The 17,752-nt window shown below is 40.8% G+C and carries 14 protein-coding genes and 1 other annotated feature; of the genes, 13 read left to right on the plus strand and 1 reads right to left on the minus strand.

Going from position 1 to position 17,752, the window contains the following annotated elements:
- Nucleotides 1-146: 146 nt before the first annotated feature.
- From JCM15457_RS06100 to JCM15457_RS06160, 13 genes are all read left to right on the plus strand, one after another.
- A complete protein-coding gene (locus JCM15457_RS06100; RefSeq protein WP_034988464.1) occupies nt 147-737 on the plus strand; it encodes a uracil-DNA glycosylase family protein in 591 nt (196 codons plus the stop codon).
- 119 nt (nt 738-856) lie between these two features.
- Complete coding sequence (locus tag JCM15457_RS06105) at nt 857-2,962, plus strand: cation:proton antiporter (protein WP_034988465.1); 2,106 nt, start codon at nt 857-859, stop codon at nt 2,960-2,962.
- A gap of 422 nt (nt 2,963-3,384) precedes the next feature.
- A complete protein-coding gene (locus tag JCM15457_RS06110) occupies nt 3,385-4,224 on the plus strand; it encodes a homoserine O-acetyltransferase/O-succinyltransferase family protein (protein WP_338040111.1) in 840 nt (279 codons plus the stop codon).
- 112 nt (nt 4,225-4,336) lie between these two features.
- Nucleotides 4,337-4,583 (plus strand) — a binding site (T-box leader).
- Between the two features lie 91 nt (nt 4,584-4,674).
- Nucleotides 4,675-5,517 (plus strand): MetQ/NlpA family ABC transporter substrate-binding protein, encoded by an 843-nt coding sequence (locus JCM15457_RS06115; protein ID WP_034988467.1) that lies wholly within the window; start codon nt 4,675-4,677, stop codon nt 5,515-5,517.
- Nucleotides 5,518-5,572: 55 nt separating this feature from the next.
- Nucleotides 5,573-6,655, plus strand: coding sequence for a methionine ABC transporter ATP-binding protein (locus tag JCM15457_RS06120; protein WP_034988468.1), 1,083 nt, complete (start codon nt 5,573-5,575; stop codon nt 6,653-6,655).
- On the plus strand, nt 6,648-7,349 hold the full coding sequence (locus JCM15457_RS06125; RefSeq protein WP_034988469.1) for a methionine ABC transporter permease: 702 nt from the start codon (nt 6,648-6,650) through the stop codon (nt 7,347-7,349). Before JCM15457_RS06120 ends, JCM15457_RS06125 begins: the two co-directional genes overlap by 8 nt.
- A gap of 45 nt (nt 7,350-7,394) precedes the next feature.
- Nucleotides 7,395-8,540, plus strand: coding sequence for an ArgE/DapE family deacylase (locus tag JCM15457_RS06130; protein WP_034988470.1), 1,146 nt, complete (start codon nt 7,395-7,397; stop codon nt 8,538-8,540).
- 61 nt (nt 8,541-8,601) lie between these two features.
- Nucleotides 8,602-9,780 (plus strand): pyridoxal phosphate-dependent aminotransferase, encoded by a 1,179-nt coding sequence (locus JCM15457_RS06135; protein WP_034988471.1) that lies wholly within the window; start codon nt 8,602-8,604, stop codon nt 9,778-9,780.
- Between the two features lie 171 nt (nt 9,781-9,951).
- Nucleotides 9,952-11,769, plus strand: a complete 1,818-nt coding sequence (locus JCM15457_RS06140; RefSeq protein ID WP_034988472.1) for a sigma-54-dependent Fis family transcriptional regulator — start codon at nt 9,952-9,954, stop codon at nt 11,767-11,769.
- Nucleotides 11,770-12,341: 572 nt separating this feature from the next.
- Nucleotides 12,342-13,685, plus strand: coding sequence for a dihydrolipoyl dehydrogenase (gene lpdA, locus JCM15457_RS06145; RefSeq protein WP_034988473.1), 1,344 nt, complete (start codon nt 12,342-12,344; stop codon nt 13,683-13,685).
- A 62-nt stretch (nt 13,686-13,747) separates the two neighbouring features.
- A complete protein-coding gene (locus JCM15457_RS06150; RefSeq protein WP_034988474.1) occupies nt 13,748-14,716 on the plus strand; it encodes a thiamine pyrophosphate-dependent dehydrogenase E1 component subunit alpha in 969 nt (322 codons plus the stop codon).
- A 23-nt stretch (nt 14,717-14,739) separates the two neighbouring features.
- A complete protein-coding gene (locus JCM15457_RS06155; RefSeq protein ID WP_034988475.1) occupies nt 14,740-15,771 on the plus strand; it encodes an alpha-ketoacid dehydrogenase subunit beta in 1,032 nt (343 codons plus the stop codon).
- 13 nt (nt 15,772-15,784) lie between these two features.
- Complete coding sequence (locus JCM15457_RS06160; RefSeq protein ID WP_034988476.1) at nt 15,785-17,014, plus strand: dihydrolipoamide acetyltransferase family protein; 1,230 nt, start codon at nt 15,785-15,787, stop codon at nt 17,012-17,014.
- 223 nt (nt 17,015-17,237) lie between these two features.
- On the opposite strand, the gene JCM15457_RS06165 is transcribed toward JCM15457_RS06160, so the two are convergent.
- On the minus strand, nt 17,238-17,747 hold the full coding sequence (locus tag JCM15457_RS06165) for a shikimate kinase (protein ID WP_034988477.1): 510 nt from the start codon (nt 17,745-17,747) through the stop codon (nt 17,238-17,240).
- Nucleotides 17,748-17,752: the final 5 nt, after the last annotated feature.

Consider the following 17,752-nt stretch of genomic DNA (forward strand, 5'->3'; position numbering starts at 1 on the left):
TTAAATGAATAATATTTTGCTTAGTACTGGATAGAGTAAGGTGCGCCTGCTGCAAGGTTTTCTTGTTAGGGCACGCCTTTTTTTGATATTTCAATAATCGAATCTGCAATGCTACAATGGGAGCGGCTAAGATAGGGGGAGTTAGGGTGCCAAAACCAAATTATAACGAAATAAATGAGAGAATCTGTAAGGATCCACAAAATATTGAATACACGTATCGCGGAATTAAACCGCTTTACTATGCAAATCCACGAGCTAAGATTTTAATTATCGGACAAGCACCTGGGAAAAAAGCGCAAAATACGCATATTATCTGGAATGATGCCAGTGGAGTCAGGTTGCGAAAGTGGTTGGGTGTCTCAGACGAGACATTCTATAATTCGGGGGAAATTGCCGTTTTACCAATGGATTTTTATTTTCCGGGAAAGGGTAAAGCAGGGGATCTTCCGCCTAGAAAGGGGTTCGCAGCTAGATGGCACCCGCTGTTATTAAAAACGATGCCCAATATTCAACTTACAATCTTAGTTGGAAGCTATGCAGTTAAGTATTATTTACATTTGAAAAGTTCCGCAAAACTGACGGATACGGTTCGTGAGTATCAACATTACCTGCCAAAATATTTTCCGATAGTTCACCCTTCTCCACGTAATCAGATATGGATGGCAAGAAACCCATGGTTTGCTGCCGAAGTATTGCCTTCTTTGAAAGCTAAAACAAAGATGTTTTTAAAAAAATAAAGAAGAAGACTATCCCGTTTTCCTAGTGGCTGGATGCAATGTCAAAAAATTGAGTAGTAATTTTCAAAGGGCTATTTTAACATAATGGGCGTAGTCAGCACGAAAATGGAGGCAGAAGAATGACATTTGTTTATTCAATAATTTTATTGATTGCGGCGGTAATTCTGGCAAATTTTGTTGCACAGAAATTCACAGCTGTACCGCAATCTATCTGGCAGATTATTATGGGACTGGTATGCGCGATGACGCCCTCACTATCCAGTTACATAGTTAATTTAGATCCGGAATGGTTCATGATGCTGATCATAGCACCACTGCTTTTTTTCGAAGGGCAGCAGACTCAAGGAAGGACCATTTCACAAAATATAAGAAATATTCTGCGGCTCTCAGTCATTCTGGCATTAATAACGATGATTATCATAGGGTGGGGTGTCCATCATTTTATGAACTGGCCTTTAGCAATAGCACTTGCCCTTGCTGCAATCGTGACCCCAACGGATGCGACGGCTCTAAACTCTGTTAATAAAGGATTGACTATGCCTAAGAAGGTTCTTCGTTCACTAAATCTCGAGTCAATGTTCAACGATGCTACTGGAATCGTTGCGTTAGAGCTGGCGCTTGTCTGGATCAATACAGGGCATCTTTCAGTGGGCGAGATATTACTAAAATTTGCTTTTGTTGCGGTCGGTGGTATTATTTTTGGCTTAGCAACAGGTTTCTTAGCTATTCAATTACGTAAATATCTATTACGAAAGCAATTCGATGATATGACAGCGCAAGTTATGCTGCAACTGCTGACGCCGCTGGTGATTTACGTGGTGGCTGAAAGAATTGGGGTCTCTGGAATTATTGCGGCCGTGATTGCGGGGATTATTCATCATGAGGAACGCAGTCGAACACTGCTAGTTTCTTCACAAATGAATAATTTGATCACACAATTGTGGAAAGTTATCACGCAGCTTTTGAATGGTGTTGTTTTTGTTATTTTAGGGCTGAGTCTAGTGCCAATTTTGAAGAATATTTTTGCCCTTAAGTTGGAAGAAAGCATCAGAATAATTATAACGGCGTTCTTTATTTATACAGGGATGCTGCTGTTAAGATACTTTTATGCACTTTATGATGCTAAGCGGTTAAACAAGGGAATTCCCGACAATGTTTTTAAAGATGCTCTTGTTTTCTCTTTAGGGGGTGTTCATGGGACGGTAACACTCGCAATGGCTTTCTCATTGCCGCTTTTTCTGAGTGACCACCATGTTTTTGCAATAAGAGGCGACATCGTAACGATTTCAGCACTGGTCATTCTCTTTAGTTTACTCGTCCCGTTGTTGCTGCTGCCCAAAATTTTACCAAAAGAGCAAAAAAATTTTGCTGTCAATGAGCTGGATCAGGCATACAGTGAGATCGTCAATGCTGCGCTGGCGTATATCAACACGCTAGAGCTTTCAGATGACCGAAAACGACAGTTGACGAGCAGAGTACAGACACAGCTGGGTTATAAATATAATAGGGATCCTAGGGCTTGGCAGCAAGCAAGTGAGCAATTAAATGGTGTCCGCAGCCAAGCAGTTGAGAATGCGATCAAGGATGGTTTGCTTTCAGCCGATGCAATCAAGCTCTGGGATATAATGAATGAAGGCAAAAAACATAATGTTAAAAATGTCAAAAAAAGAATCATGTATTGGCATATGCTGAGCCGCTTCTCCGGAAAAATACTGGAACTGTTTTTAACGACAAAGCAAAGAGAACATTATCAAGTGAGGAAGTATCGGCGCCGAATCAAAAAGCTTGAGCGAAAAGAAATAGTAGCAAATGAGGAAGAAAAGCCATTTTTACAGGCTAAAATTACTAAGGTTGAAAGAAAGATATCAGTTATCCAAATTTATGGAAATGACTCTCAAAAGGATCGCTGGCTGAAGGCTCTTCAGGAGCTTGATGATGCCACAGCTGATGATGTTAGCCGCTTTGTTGCTGAATTTGATAAGAAGAACACAGACAAGGGAATAGTTGTAGCTTTACGTGAAAAAATTGCTAATGAAAAGTTAAGTGTGCAAAATCAGCTTAGTGTTGAAACACAACAAAATGCAGACCTGATAAATATTTTGCAGTTTGAGCTAGGTTTTATAAAAGACCGCCATGCAGAAGGCAAGTATAGTACAGACTTGACAAAGGTCTTGTATGATGACATTATTGCTGCTCAAAGCATTATTCTAGAGGTTGGTGCGTGAGGAAACTGCGGTGTTGCAAACGAAAACTTATGCTTTTTCGTGCAACTTTATTGTTTAGCGAGAGGTACTGATAAAAAATTTTGGTATTTGCCCATTAATAATTTGCAAATTAAACAAAAGCAAGGTAGAATCTAATTACAAATAATATTACAGGTGGGGTTTAGAGATGAAAGCTTTTAACGCAAAAACAGAACAAAACTGTTGTTGTCGTATTTCGTGCGAAAGCATTTGGAATACGTCTGTTTTGGGATGTTGCTGTTTCTGCGTTGGCAGTTAGCAAACTCGTCTTCTAAAATAGCAATTCTATGCTTTAAGGCACGAATCTCAGTAGGAGGTTGGTGCCTTTTTTGTATCCAGAGATGGATTGCTGAAAGTGGGATTAGTAAATCTGATATGAGGATAGCATATAAAGGAGAAGCATGATGAAAAAGCAGGAGAAGGTAAAAATTGGGATACTCAATTTGATGCACAACAAGAAAGAATCGCAGCAACAATTTGCGAAGGTGTTGACTGATGGAGCTGAACCCGTTGAATTAACTTTTTATTATCCGGCGACCCACTATAACGAGCGGCCTGTCCCAGCGGAGCTGCGGCGAATTGCTAAACCTTTAGATTTAGAAGAAGTCAAACACTTAGATGCATTTATCATTTCTGGGGCACCTATCGAGAAGCTCGCTTTTGAAGAAGTCCGTTATATAGCTGAGGTGAAAGCTCTACTTGACGTATTAGCAGAAAATGATATTGAACAGCTTTATGTTTGCTGGGGAGCAATGGCTGCGCTCAATTATTTCTACGGAATACAGAAAAGGATATTGCCAGCCAAGGTTTTCGGTGTTTATCCGAATGCGATTCAAAGTGAGAGCAACTTATTGTTTGGAATGCCGGCTGGTTTTCCAGCACCACATGCACGCTATGCTGAGATGGATCACAAGCAGATTGCTGAACATGACGACCTTGCCCTTTTATCTTCAGATATGAAAGGTCATTTGACGTTAGTTGAAGCAGCAGCGGCAAAACAGACATTTCTATTTTCGCACTTAGAGTATGACAAAGATGCTCTTTTGAAGGAGTATCAGCGAGAAGCTGCAGCATACCCAGAGGCCAAACAGAAGCCAGCCCGACCTGAATATTATTTTAAATATCCTGAAAAACTTGAGGAACCTGTCTTCAGTTGGAAAAAAACGCAAAGGAGGTTTTATAGTAATTGGCTTAAACAAGTAAGTATTGCGAAAAATCAGAATATTTTAGCGTTTGAGCACTGAGTATAGAAGACAGATGCCGTCTCCTATGCTCAGTCTGCGGGACTTTTGATTAAAAAAACTTGACAATTTCCCCGATTAAGTTAAAATACGATTATAATTAACTGTATGAACGATAAACATATTGAAGGGCAGAGTACAGGTTGAATTCATGAAGAGAGCTTCTGGTTGGTGCGAAGAAGTGTGATGAAGACTTGGAATATGGGCTTGGAATGGCAGCGGTGATAGTTAGCCACTGACGGGATTGCAACCGTTAAAGATGCAAGGATATACTTGGTACAAGAGGGTGTATCTTAGCGAGATAGTTCGTGTGAGCGGGCTGTGAATAAAGGTGGCATCACGGAAAAGCATCCGTCCTTTTTAGGGGACGGGTGTTTTTTTATACAAAATATTAGTAAATAGCATTTATCTGTTTTTATTCGCATTCAAAAAAAGTGTAGAGGAGAAAGAATAATGAAGAAATCATTAAAATATATCATTGGATTAGTTATTTTAGTAGTAGTTGTTGTTGCAGGGTACTTTAGTTTCGCTGGCGGAAAGAAAAAAGAAGCCGAGACGGTGACTATTGGGATCATGTCAGGGTCGAAACAAGACGACAAGGTGTGGAAGTCGGTTACAAAAACAGCTAAAGATAAATACAATTTGAATTTGAAATTCAAGAAATTCACTGATTATTCACAACCTAACAAGGCTTTGACAAGTGGAAGCATTGATCTTAATTCATTCCAGCATTATGCATTCTTGGATGCTTGGAACAAGGCTAACAAGACAAGCATTGAACCAATCGGTAAAACAATCATAATCCCAATTCGCTTGTACTCAAACAAAGTAAAAAATGTAAAAGACATTGGCAATGGCTCTACGATTGCGGTTCCTAATGATGCAACTAATGAGTCACGTGCATTGTATGTTTTGAAGAATGCCGGACTGATTACTTTAAAATCTGATACTAAGTTGGCAACAGTTAAATCAATTGCGAAGAATCCTAAGAACCTTAAGATTAAGGAACTTGATGCAAGCCAGACAGCACGTTCATTATCAGATGTCACAGCTGCAGTTATTAATGGAAATTACGCCGAAACGGCAGGAATTGACTACAAATCTGCAATTTATGTTGAACCAGTCAACAAGGACTCAGAACAATGGATAAATGTTATCGCAGCAAATAAAAAAGACAAAAACAAAAAAGCTTACAAGGAAGTTGTTAAGGCCTACCAATCTGAGGCAACTAAGAAAGCTATCAAGGATGTATATGGAACTGCTGAATTGCCAGCATGGGATATTAAACTGAAATAACCGACGCCTGAGTTGGACAAACAGCAGTAATCTATGAAAGGCATGAGGTGCAGCAATGGCAGAAAAAATTATTGAATTAGACAATATCAGTGTCACGTTTAAACAAAAAGATAAGACGATTGAAGCGGTGAAGAATGTCTCATTAAATATCAACAAAGGCGATATTTATGGAATAGTTGGATATTCAGGGGCTGGCAAGTCAACGCTTGTGCGTGTTATTAATTTACTGCAGCAGCCTTCATCTGGTAGAGCTAAGATTAATGGTGATCTTTTTTATGAAAAGATTGATGGAAATGAAAAAGTGATTCCACTTAAAAAATTAAGAGAAAAGCGTCGCAAAATCGGGATGATTTTCCAACATTTCAATTTGCTTAACGAGCAGACCGTTGTGCAAAATGTTGCTTTTGCACTCAAGCACAGTTCTTTAAAAGAAAAAGAAATAAAAGCAAAAGCCTTGGATCTGTTGAAACTAGTCGGATTGGAAGAACGTGCGGATGCATACCCTTCACAATTATCAGGTGGACAGCAACAGCGTGTTGCGATAGCGCGAGCATTGGCGAATGATCCAGAAATACTTATTTCGGATGAAGGAACTTCTGCTTTGGATCCTAAAAATACGGTCCAGATCTTGGACTTGCTGAAACGCTTAAACAAAGAATTAGGGCTGACTGTTGTTTTGATTACACATGAGATGGAGGCCGTAAAACGTATCGCTGATCGTGTGGCAGTGATGGAGAATGGTGAGGTTATTGAAACGGGTGGTCTCTTAGATATCTTTACCAATGCTAAACACCACTTAACACGGGAATTTGTGGGAACCGAAAGTGGGTCAGCTAAGGCGCTTGCGACATTGCAAGCCGCCAATCTGGTCGAACTTGATGACGATCAGGAGTGTATTCAACTGACGTACATTGGTGCGGCGGTCAGCGAATCGCTGATAGTTAAACTGTATAAGGATTTCGATATTGTTGCGAATATAATCTACGGTAACATTGAAATTTTACAGGGAACACCTGTTGGAGCACTTTTTGTCATTATTAAGGGTAGTGCTGAAAACAGAGAACGGGCGACCGCTTTTTTGAAGAAGCAAGATATAATTATAAACAAAGTGGAAGAGGGTGAATTAGTCAATGGCTGAGCTATTTACTAAGTATTTTCCAAACGTTGTTTACCAAGGATGGAACGGTGATGGAGGTTGGTTACCTGCAATTGGACAGACCTTGTATATGACGTTTTGGTCTGCAATTTTTGGAGGAATTTTGGGGCTTATATTTGGAATCGGACTCGTTTTGACTGACTCGGATGGCATTCTTCCTAATCGTGGTTTGTTTAGTTTCTTTGACAAAGTAGTTTCCTTTTTTCGTGCCATTCCATTCATTATTCTGTTAGCATTTATTGCCCCTGTAACCCAAAAAATAGTTGGCACACAAATCGGGACGACAGCGGCACTTGTTCCATTATCGCTAGGAGTCTTCCCGTTTTATGCTCGTCAGGTTCAGGTTGCATTGGCTAGTGTAGATCATGGGATTATTGAGGCAGCCCAATCTTTAGGAGCTACGTTCAGTGATATTATTTTTGATGTTTATCTGCGTGAAGCACGTTCAGAATTGGTCAGGGTAACAACAGTGACTTTGATTAGTTTAATTGGACTGACGGCGATGGCTGGAGCTATTGGCGCTGGCGGTTTAGGTAACATGGCGATTGCTTATGGCTACAACCGCTTCGCAAACGATACGACCTTTATCGCAACTCTGTTAGTATTGATATTTGTGCTGCTTGTTCAGCTGATAGGTGATTTGCTGGCACGAGTTTTAAATCATAAAAACAGCTGATCAAAAATCAGTTCTTTAGTCATTTTTAGAAAGATGCGATAGCTTATGGAAGAAAAAGAAAAACTGAAAATATTGACCGATCTGATCAAAATTCATTCTGTCAATGGCAACGAACTTGCGACTTCTGAATATATTGCCACATTATTCAAGGAGAAAAATGTACCGGTTAAGCTCGATCGTTTTGACGACACGCGGGCTAACTTAATTGCTGAGATAGGAGAACCAAATGGAAAGGGTGTTCTATGCTTTACTGGGCACCAAGATACCGTTGCGATTGCTGAAAAAGATAAGTGGAAATACGATCCTTTTTCTGGACAGATCATAGATGGCCGAGTATATGGGCGTGGCGCAGCTGATATGAAGAGTGGGCTTGCAGCACAGGTTATTGCATTACTTGAATTGGTTGAAAAAAAGCATGTTCCTCATGGAGCGATCCGTTTTGTTGCAACTGCTGGTGAAGAGTATGGAGCGCAAGGAGCTTATCGTCTGAACGCTCAAGGAATAACGAATGATATTGCTGCTTTGGTCGTGGGCGAACCAACTAGCGGGCAGATCATTTATGCGCATTCAGGAAGCTTGAATTATAAGATCAAAAGTTATGGGAAAGCGGTGCATAGCTCACGTCCTAGCCAAGGAGTCAACGCTATTAATGGGTTGGTGCAGTACATGAATGCGGAACAAATTCTGTTTGATGATACACCGCTAGATCCCTTTTTAGGTGCTGTGCAGCATAGTGTGACGGTGATCAAGGGCGGGCAGCAGGTTAACAGTATTCCTAGTTATGCCGAGCTTTATGGCAATATTCGTCCTACAAAAAAGTTTGATAATGAGCAGGTTATTGAACGTATACAGAATAAAATCAATGAAATAAATGAAAATGGGCCTTTTAAATTAGAGTTTTCGATCGTGCATAATTTTTATCCGATTGGGACTGCACCAGATAATGATTTCGTGCAACTTGCACAAAAAATTGCGACTGAGCAGTATGCAGATCGCAAAATTGAGCTAAAAACGATCAATGGGGCAACGGACGCGAGTGTCTTTATCCAAAGCAAACCTAACATGCCTGTCATTATTTTGGGGGCTGATGCTTGGAAAGTCGCACATCAGGCAAATGAATATACAACGGTCGCTAGCTATTTGAAGACTATTGAGATATATGAAAGATTGGCATTAGACTTCTTCGCATGAGACTTGAATCTTCAAAAGCAAAACAGACATGAATGATAATTTGGATTGGAAGGAATAGCTAATGAAATTTGACGAATCACAAATTTTGGAAAAACTGCCAGCACAGTTTTTTGCGGCACTAGTAGCAAAAGTAAACAAAAAGATTGATGCAGGAAATGATGTGATCAACCTTGGACAAGGAAATCCGGATCAGCCAACATTTGATTACATTGTTGCAGCACTTAACGAAGCCGCAAAAGATCCGAGTACACACAAGTATTCGCCCTTTAGAGGGCTCACTGAATTAAAGCAAGCGGCAGCAGATTTCTATGAGCAAGAATATGGTGTTGCGGCTGATCCTGAAAAAGAGATTGCAATCTTGGGCGGTTCAAAAATTGGTTTAGTTGAGCTTCCATGGGCTTTGATGAATCCAGGTGAGAGTCTTATCTTACCTGATCCAGGTTATCCCGATTATCTATCAGGTGTTGCTTTGGGGAAAGTGAAGTACGATACAGTTCCTTTGCGCAGAGAAAACGACTTTTTGCCCGACTATGATGAAATTCCAGAGGAAGTCGCTAAAAGGGCTAAATTCATTTATTTGAACTATCCCAATAACCCGACTGGTGCAGTTGCAACTAAGGAGTTTTACGAACAGACAGTTGCATTCGCTAAAAAGTATGAAATCGGAGTTGTGAGTGACTTTGCGTACGGGGCTCTAGGCTTCGATAATTACAAGAATCCAAGTTTCTTACAGGTTGAAGGTGCAAAAGATGTCGGCATTGAAATTTACACCTTTTCTAAAACATTTAACATGGCTGGTTGGCGTTTAGCTTTTGCAGTTGGAAATCCAGATATCATCGAGGCTTTGAACTTGATTCAGGATCATCTTTTTGTGAGTGTTTTCCCGGCGATTCAGAAAGCTGGTATTACGGCATTACGTTCTGATAAAAGGAAGAGTGAGATTGATGCATTAGAAGCGCTCTACCAGCAGCGACGTGATGCATTTATCACGGAAGCAGCTAAGATTGGTTGGCAAGCATTTGTTCCGGGGGGGACATTTTATGCATGGATGCCGGTTCCTCAAGGGTATACGAGTGAAGCTTTTGCAGATCTTTTACTAGATAAGGCTAATGTCGCTGTTGCTCCTGGCAAAGGTTTTGGACTTATGGGAGATGGGTATGTGCGCATAGGATTGCTTGTTTCGCCTGAAAGACTGATTGAGGCTGTACAACGGATTGGCAAATTGAATTTGTTCGGTTAGTGTTTGCGGCCTACAAAATAGTAGACGTACTAAGTTGAAACAGATATTTTAAGTGAAGCTGTTGAAAAGAATGGTCTAAGCAATAAAATCTAAAAAGTAGTAATAAAAGCGATCTCATATATAATATAGATGAAGATCGCTTTTTTTGTGTTTTGAATGGAGGTTGATTTCATGCAGGATCAGCAGTTGTGGAAACAATTTATTGCAGGTAATGAGTTTGTTGCAAATACACTGGAAACTAGAATAGCGGAGTCATGGAAAATTTGCTCGCGTGCTGAGATTGATCCTTACCTTGTTAGACCGCAGAAAATTCTTTCAGCCTCAGAATTGCTTAGTAAACAACACCAATACAGAAATATGATTGAAGTAGTGAAGACACAAGTTGGAACAATCGAGAACAATTTAAAATTGAACCAACCAGTTTTTATTCTAACTGACGAAGTGGGTAACATTTTGTGGCGCGATGGCAATCTCCAAGCACAGGAACATGCGAATGATTTCTATTTTCGTGAAGGAACAAAGTGGACTGAGCTCAATGTAGGAACAAATGCTATCGGAATTTCACTACGGACCAAGAAAGATGAGCATGTCGCTTTGAATGAGCACTATGCCCATGCTTCAAGGCAGTGGAGCTGTTCAGCTTCGCCAATTTTAGATGAAGATGGGAATGTCCTGGGAGTGTTGGATGTTTCAACGTTGCATAACGATTCTGCAAAAGATGCATTTTTACTGTTGACGCTGCTGACTCAACGAATAGCGAATATACTGATAAGTGCAGACCTTGAACGCCGAAAAGAGTTGTTACAGTATTGTATGCTTCACCGCTCAGATGAACTGTTATGCGATACGCACTTTAAAATTGTCAGTACTCCAGAAAAATATGCAGCGCATTTTAAACTAGGCAACGACATCCATTCATATATCAACTCCAAAACAATATATAAAAGTGAGAAAATATATTTTAAAAATAAATTGATTGGGTACAAGGTTCGTATTTTTTCTGAACCGTTGCGGACAAACACTTTTTATTATCCGGGTGTTCCGACTGCGAACAGGGCATACAGTCAATTCTTGCAGCGCATTCTGAAATTGGCTGGTAGCAGCTTGCCAATTCATCTTTTTGGTGAATCGGGAACGGGAAAAGAAGTACTTGCACGGACGATTCATTATAATAGTTCAGTAAAAAGTGGTCCACTTATTGCTATTAATTGCGGTGCTTTGAATCAGAATCTGCTTGAAAGTGAGTTGTTTGGCTATGCGCCAGGGGCGTTTACAGGTTCCAATATTAAGGGTCAAAAGGGAAAAATCGAGCAAGCAAACGGAGGAACCTTGTTTCTAGATGAAATTGAAAGTATGTCGCGCCAGATGCAAACGGCCTTGCTGCGTGTTGTCGAAGAAAAAAAGGTGGTTCCGATCAACGGAGAACCTAAAAAAATTTCATTCAGGTTGATAACTGCCAGCAACCAAGACCTACGTGTTTTAGTGCGGAGAAAGAAGTTTCGGGAAGATCTTTTTTACCGTATTTATGTGTGCCCTGTTCAAATTCCACCTTTGCGTGAAAGAAAAGAAGACATTCAGCAATTGATCACTTCTTTTTGTAAAGTCAAGAAGTGGCAGATAGCTTGGCAGAAGAATATTTACAGTGTCAGTCGAGACTATCCATGGTATGGTAATGTGCGTGAATTCAACAATTTTATGGAGCGCTTATATCTTTTTTATGAGCAGCAAAAACCGACGATTAAGCAGATTAGGAAATTGATAGAGGCCGGCACAATTAGAAATAATGATAACGAAAAAGAGATACCGGCTGTGTCAAAGCGACAGCCGAGTGATGGTGAGGAACAGTCAGAAACAGAAGAAATAAAAGAAATAAAAAAGTTACGACGAGCATTGGAAAAAAATCATTATCGCATTAGTAAAACTGCTGCCGAGCTACATGTTTCTAGGACGACTATTTATCGAAAAATGAAAAGGTACAAATTAAGATAAGGAAGAAGTGGTTTCATAATTTGAGAGTAACAAAGTGTTGCAAGTGCAACACTTTGTTACTTGAGGTATGAACAAAAAATAACTTGTTGAACAAGAATAATGATGATTAAACTATTCGCTTTTACGCAAATGTATATGCATATTATGCGGGAAGCACTTTATTAGATAGGAACTTTTGAATAGTAAGAAAACAAATAATTGAAACATGTTGGTGCCGTATAACGCACGCTTGATGAGGGGATTGGTTAAAAGTTAAATTAACCTATCTCCTCTATTTATTTTGGATAAATGTATTCCAAAAGTTGATCTTTTTCACTTAAAAACGAAATTAATCATAGACAGAACCAGAGCATCCTTGTACTTTGGCGGTAATCCGCATGGTTAATGACCATGATGTAATCTTATTAGTTGTATACATAAAGCTGCGAGTAAATTACTAAATTGCTGCTGGATTTTATGTTTTGAAGTGTAATCACGCAATTAAGAAAAGAAGAAAAAGGCTCATGCTGTTGGCATGGAACTTGCTTGTAGACAAATGAAAGAAAGAATTTTTAGTGAGGGGGGAATAGTCTATGGCAAGTTATGATCTTGCAGTTGTCGGAGCGGGCCCAGGCGGTTATATCGCAGCAATCCATGCAGCACAGTTGGGTAAGAGAGTAGTTGTGATCGAAAGGAAGGATATTGGCGGAGTATGTTTAAACGCGGGATGTATACCATCAAAAAGTTATTTGAAACACAGTCACTGGGTGCTAGCAGCAAAAGAGGCTAGTCAGTTTGGCATACCAATGGAAGTAAAAGAAGTTGATTTTCCTAAGTTGGTGCAGCGTAAAAACCACGTTGTTGCAACTCTACAAGACGGAATCAGATATTTGTTCAAGACAAATCATATCGCATATATTGAGGGAAAGGCTTCTTTAACCAAGGAGCATCAGTTAAGTGTTGATGGCAAGAAGATAGCTGCACGCGATATTCTTTTAGCGACTGGGGGACATCCCTTTGTTCCACCAATCAAAGGGCTTGAAAAGATCGCTTATTTAACGACTGATACCTTTTTTCAAATGGCTGAGTTGCCGCAAAAATTGGTTATCATCGGTGGAGGAATTATCGCGGTCGAACTTGCTTTTGCGATGCAGCCATTAGGTGTTGAGGTCACATTGCTTGAAGTAGCCCCAGACATTTTGCTGACTGAGGATGAAGATGCACGAATAATTATTAAGCAAAAATTACAAAGTATGGGTATCACAGTTAGGGCTGGTGTAAAAATCAAACAAGTTGTTGCCAAAGAAGTGCAGCTTGTTGACGAAAAGTATGAATTTGATCAGTTGCTTGTTGCAACAGGCCGCAAGGCCAATCTTGAACTTGCACGTCATGCAGAAATAGCATTGGATGAAAAAGAGCATTTTGTGAAGGTTGACCAGCATTATCAAACAAGTATTCCACATGTTTACGCAATCGGTGATTTGATCGGTGGCTATCAGTTAGCTCATGCGGCAAGTGCCGAGGGGGTCAGAGCGGTAGCCGCAATTTGCGGCAAGCCTAAGGCACCAGTGCCCCAGCAATATGTTCCGCGTTGTCTGTATACGGATCCAGAGGTTGCAAGTTTTGGACTGAATGAGACTCAAGCCAAGGAAAAAGGTTTTGATGTTATTGTTAGAAGCGCACCGTATGTCGGTAATGGAAAAGCAATTGCAAGTGAGGAAGCTAATGGTTTTGTAAAAATTATCAGCGAAAAAAAATATCATGAAATTCTTGGCGCTGTCATTGTCGGCGGTAATGCAACTGAAATGATCCATACTATCTTAGCTGTATGTGAAGCCGAGGGAACTGTTGATGAACTTGCAGATACCATTTTTGCACATCCGACTCTGTCAGAGCTAACAGGTGAAGTTGCAGATTCTTTGCGGACACTTAGCTGAGTATTTTTGGACGAAAGGCAGAATTCTGAATAATATTTTGCCAAAACAAGGAGGGAATAGAAATGGAGAAGTTATCGAAAGAACGTGCAGAGTGGATTTATAAAAAAATGAATGATATCCGTAATTTTGAAGATGAAGTCCATCAAATATTTTCAACGGGATCAATTCCGGGCTTTGTTCATTTGTATGCAGGTGAAGAAGCGATTGCAACTGGTGTCTGTGCACATTTAACCGATGATGATTATATTACCAGTACTCACCGTGGACATGGTCATTGTATTGCTAAAGGCTGCGACTTGAACAAAATGATGGCTGAAATATATGGTAAAGAAACAGGGCTTTGCAAGGGCAAAGGAGGTTCCATGCATATTGCAGATATTGACAAGGGGATGCTAGGTGCTAATGGGATGGTTGGCGGTGGTTTTCCAATTGCAATTGGAGCAGCTTTGCGCAACAAGTATTTGAAGACGAGCGATGTCGCTGTCTGTTTCTTTGGAGATGGTGCTGCTAATGAAGGGACCTTCCATGAGAGCATTAATATGGCATCAATATGGAAACTACCAGTTGTGTTTGTGAATGAGAATAATGCGTTCGGTGAGGCTACTCCCCAAAAGTATGCTTCAGGTTCTAAAAAAATCGCAGACCGAGCATCGGCATATGGGATTCCGGGTGAGACTGTCGATGGAAAGGATCTAGCAGCGATTTATGAAGCTGCCGGCAAAGCTATTGAACGGGCACGCAAGGGTGAAGGGCCAACGCTTATTGAATGTGTGACATACCGTAATTATGGTCATTTCGAAGGCGATGAACAGAAATATAAGGCTCAAAAAGGGGCTGAAAAAGAATTAGCTGAGCGTGATAATATTACAGAATTTCGTAAATACGCGATTTTCAAAAAATTACTGACTGCTAAGAAAGCAGATCAGCTTGAGAAAAAATCTGCCGAAGATGTTGAAAATGCAATTAAATTTGCAGAGGAAAGCCCTATTCCAAAACCAGAATCCTTGTATGAGGATGTTTTTGTAGATTGAAATGAAAGAAAGGAGAATGCAAAATGGCTAGACGAATAACGTTCATGAAAGCAATCAATGAAGGATTGGATATGGCGATGGAAAAGGACGAGCGGGTCATACTTTTAGGCGAAGATCTTGCTGGAGGAGCTGGAGTTGAGCATTTAGAAGAGGAGAATGAGGATGCTTGGGGTGGAGTGTTTGGTGTGACGAAGGGGTTAATGCCCAAATATGGACGTGAGCGGGTCATTGATACTCCAATTTCCGAGATGGGTTATATGGGTGCTTCGGTTGGAGCTGCGGCAACGGGATTACGCCCAGTGCCGGAATTGATGTTCAATGACTTCTTGGGCTTCTGTTTGGATACACTTCTGGCACAAGGCTCCAAAATGCGATATATGTTCGGCGGCAAAGCAAAAATTCCGATGACGGTACGTACTTGTCATGGTGCTGGTGCCAGTGCCGCAGCCCAGCATTCAGGTTCCTATTATGGAATCTTAGCATCCATTCCAGGAATCAAGGTTGTTGTTCCTTCAAATCCGTATGATGCTAAGGGTCTTTTGATATCCGCTATTGAAGATGACAATATCGTTGTGTTCTCAGAGGATAAAACATTATATGGAATAAAAGATGAGGTTCCTGAAGATTATTACAAAGTCGAGATCGGTAAAGCGAAGATAAAACGTGAGGGAACAGATCTTACAATTGTAACGATTGGTAAAATGCTCTATGTTGCTTTAGAAGTTGCGGATCGATTAGCTAAAGATGGGATCGAAGTAGAAGTTATCGACCTCGTCACAGTCGCACCGTGGGATCAAAAAACTATAATTGATTCAGTTAAGAAAACTGGACGTTTGATAATAATCGATGAGGCTAATCCGCATAACAACACAGCGACAGATATTGCTTCGGTTGTTGGTGATCAAGCGTTCGATTATTTAGATGGACCGATCAAAAAAATTTGTGCACCAAATACACCGGTACCGTTTGCAACTAATCTTGAACAGTTGTATCTGCCAAATGCGGATCGTGTGCTTGAAACAGCAGCAGAGTTGATCGACGATTTGAAGAAATAGAGGGGGTGTTAGCATGGCAACAGAAATTATAATGCCAAAACTTGGCTTGACAATGACGGAAGGAACTGTCTATAAATGGGTCAAAAATGAAGGCGACGAGGTCAAGAAAGGCGATATTGTAGCGACAATCAATTCCGAAAAACTGACTGCTGATGTTGATGCCCCTTCTGATGGAACGTTGATTAAAATCTTAGTTCCTGAGGGTGAAGATGCCAAATGTAAAGCCCCGATTGGCTATATCGGTGCAGCCGGTGAAGCAATCGGTGAAAGCAAAGCTGTGGAAGCAAAAGCAGCACAGACAGCAGGACAAAATGAGACACCACAACTTGAAGAGGAAGAAACGGTTAAAACAGAAGCTCCGCAGCCGCACGAGCAAAATCATGAGACCGACCGGATCTTTATCACACCGCTGGCACGTAAAATAGCTGCGGAAAAAGGTTGGGACTATCGGCAAATCAAAGGAACCGGCGGCAATGGCAGGATAACAAAGCGTGATGTTGAGAACTACACCCCTGCTGTCCAACCGGTAACACCAGTCGCAACCACAGTTTCAGCAGGTGCCGGTCTGACAGGAATGCGGCAAATCATTGCTCAACGGATGATGAGCAGCTTACAGAATACTGCACAGGTTACATTGCAGCGCAAGGCTGATATTACGAGCTTAATGGCTTTCAGGGAAGATATGAAGCAAAAAGTAAGTCAGCCACTAGTTGATGGGCAATTGAGTATTACAACTCTGGTAACAAAAGCAGCCATCTTAGCATTGAGAAAAACTCCGCAGATGAATGCTTGGTATCAGGCTGGCAAGTATGAGCAAGTTGACAGCGTAAATATCGGTATGGCGGTTGCGTTAGATGATGGTCTTGTCGTGCCCGTGGTCAAAGGCGCAGATTCAATGACATTGACTGAGTTGGGTCGGTCGTTGAATACTGTAATAAGTGACGCACGCGAAGGAACCTTAGACGGTAGTGCATACAGTGGTGGTACGTTTACGATCAGTAATTTGGGCCGAAGTGGGGTTGAGTACTTTACACCTGTCATTAATCAGCCTGAGATCGGTATTTTGGGAGTTGGAACATTGCTGAAGGAACTTGCTCTTAGGGATGACGGGTCAGTTAAACAAATTGCAAAACTGCCTTTAAGTTTAACCTTCGATCATCAAATTATTGATGGAGCACCAGCGGCCGACTTTTTAGCTGAAATTGTTGCTCATCTAGAAGATCCATACACATTAATAATTTAGAGATGATAAATTGAGGATGAGGAAGGGTGTGACCTAAGTGAAGTGACTTACAAACTTGATCTGTATGTTCAACTTCTTTAAGGTAGTACAAAGTCGGTAAAATTATAGTTAGACGGAGAATTTTTACTTACAGTGCATATCTATACGGGAAAAGGGAGCTAGGTTAAAATTTAACTTTTGACCTGCTCCTTCGTTTTGACTTTGTATTAATATGTTTCAGCAGTCAGTTTTTCTGATGTTTTAGATAATGCAAAATATCAGAAACTATTTTTTGAGGACTTGCACCGTCTGTTTGAATTATCAGATCAGCGCACGCATGATATTGCGAGCGCCGTTTTTCTTTTAAGGAAACAAGACCATTTGTGCCGAGCGAATTCACCAGTGGTCGTCCAGCATCATTGCTGATGCGATCGAGGATTGTGTTGGTCGTAGCTTCTAATAAAATGACTGGGGTTGACGTTTCTTGCAGAACATGGAGATTCATGGCTTGTGTGGGAGTACCGCCTCCAGTTGAAAGAACTCCAGCACGTGCTATTGAGTCTACCAGTACCTTGTGCTCAAGTTGACGAAAGTAGTGTTCACCATGTTTTTCAAAAATATCTGTGATAGCGGAACCTGCTGTTGCAGTTATCTGAGCATCAAGGTCGATATGTGGCAATTGGAGCTGTTGTGCTAATAGTTTGCCAATAGTCGTTTTTCCGCTACCCATGAAACCAATTAGTATAGCCTCCATTAGTT

The organism is Liquorilactobacillus sucicola DSM 21376 = JCM 15457 (assembly GCF_000612445.1).
In the GTDB taxonomy this organism is placed as follows: domain Bacteria; phylum Bacillota; class Bacilli; order Lactobacillales; family Lactobacillaceae; genus Liquorilactobacillus; species Liquorilactobacillus sucicola.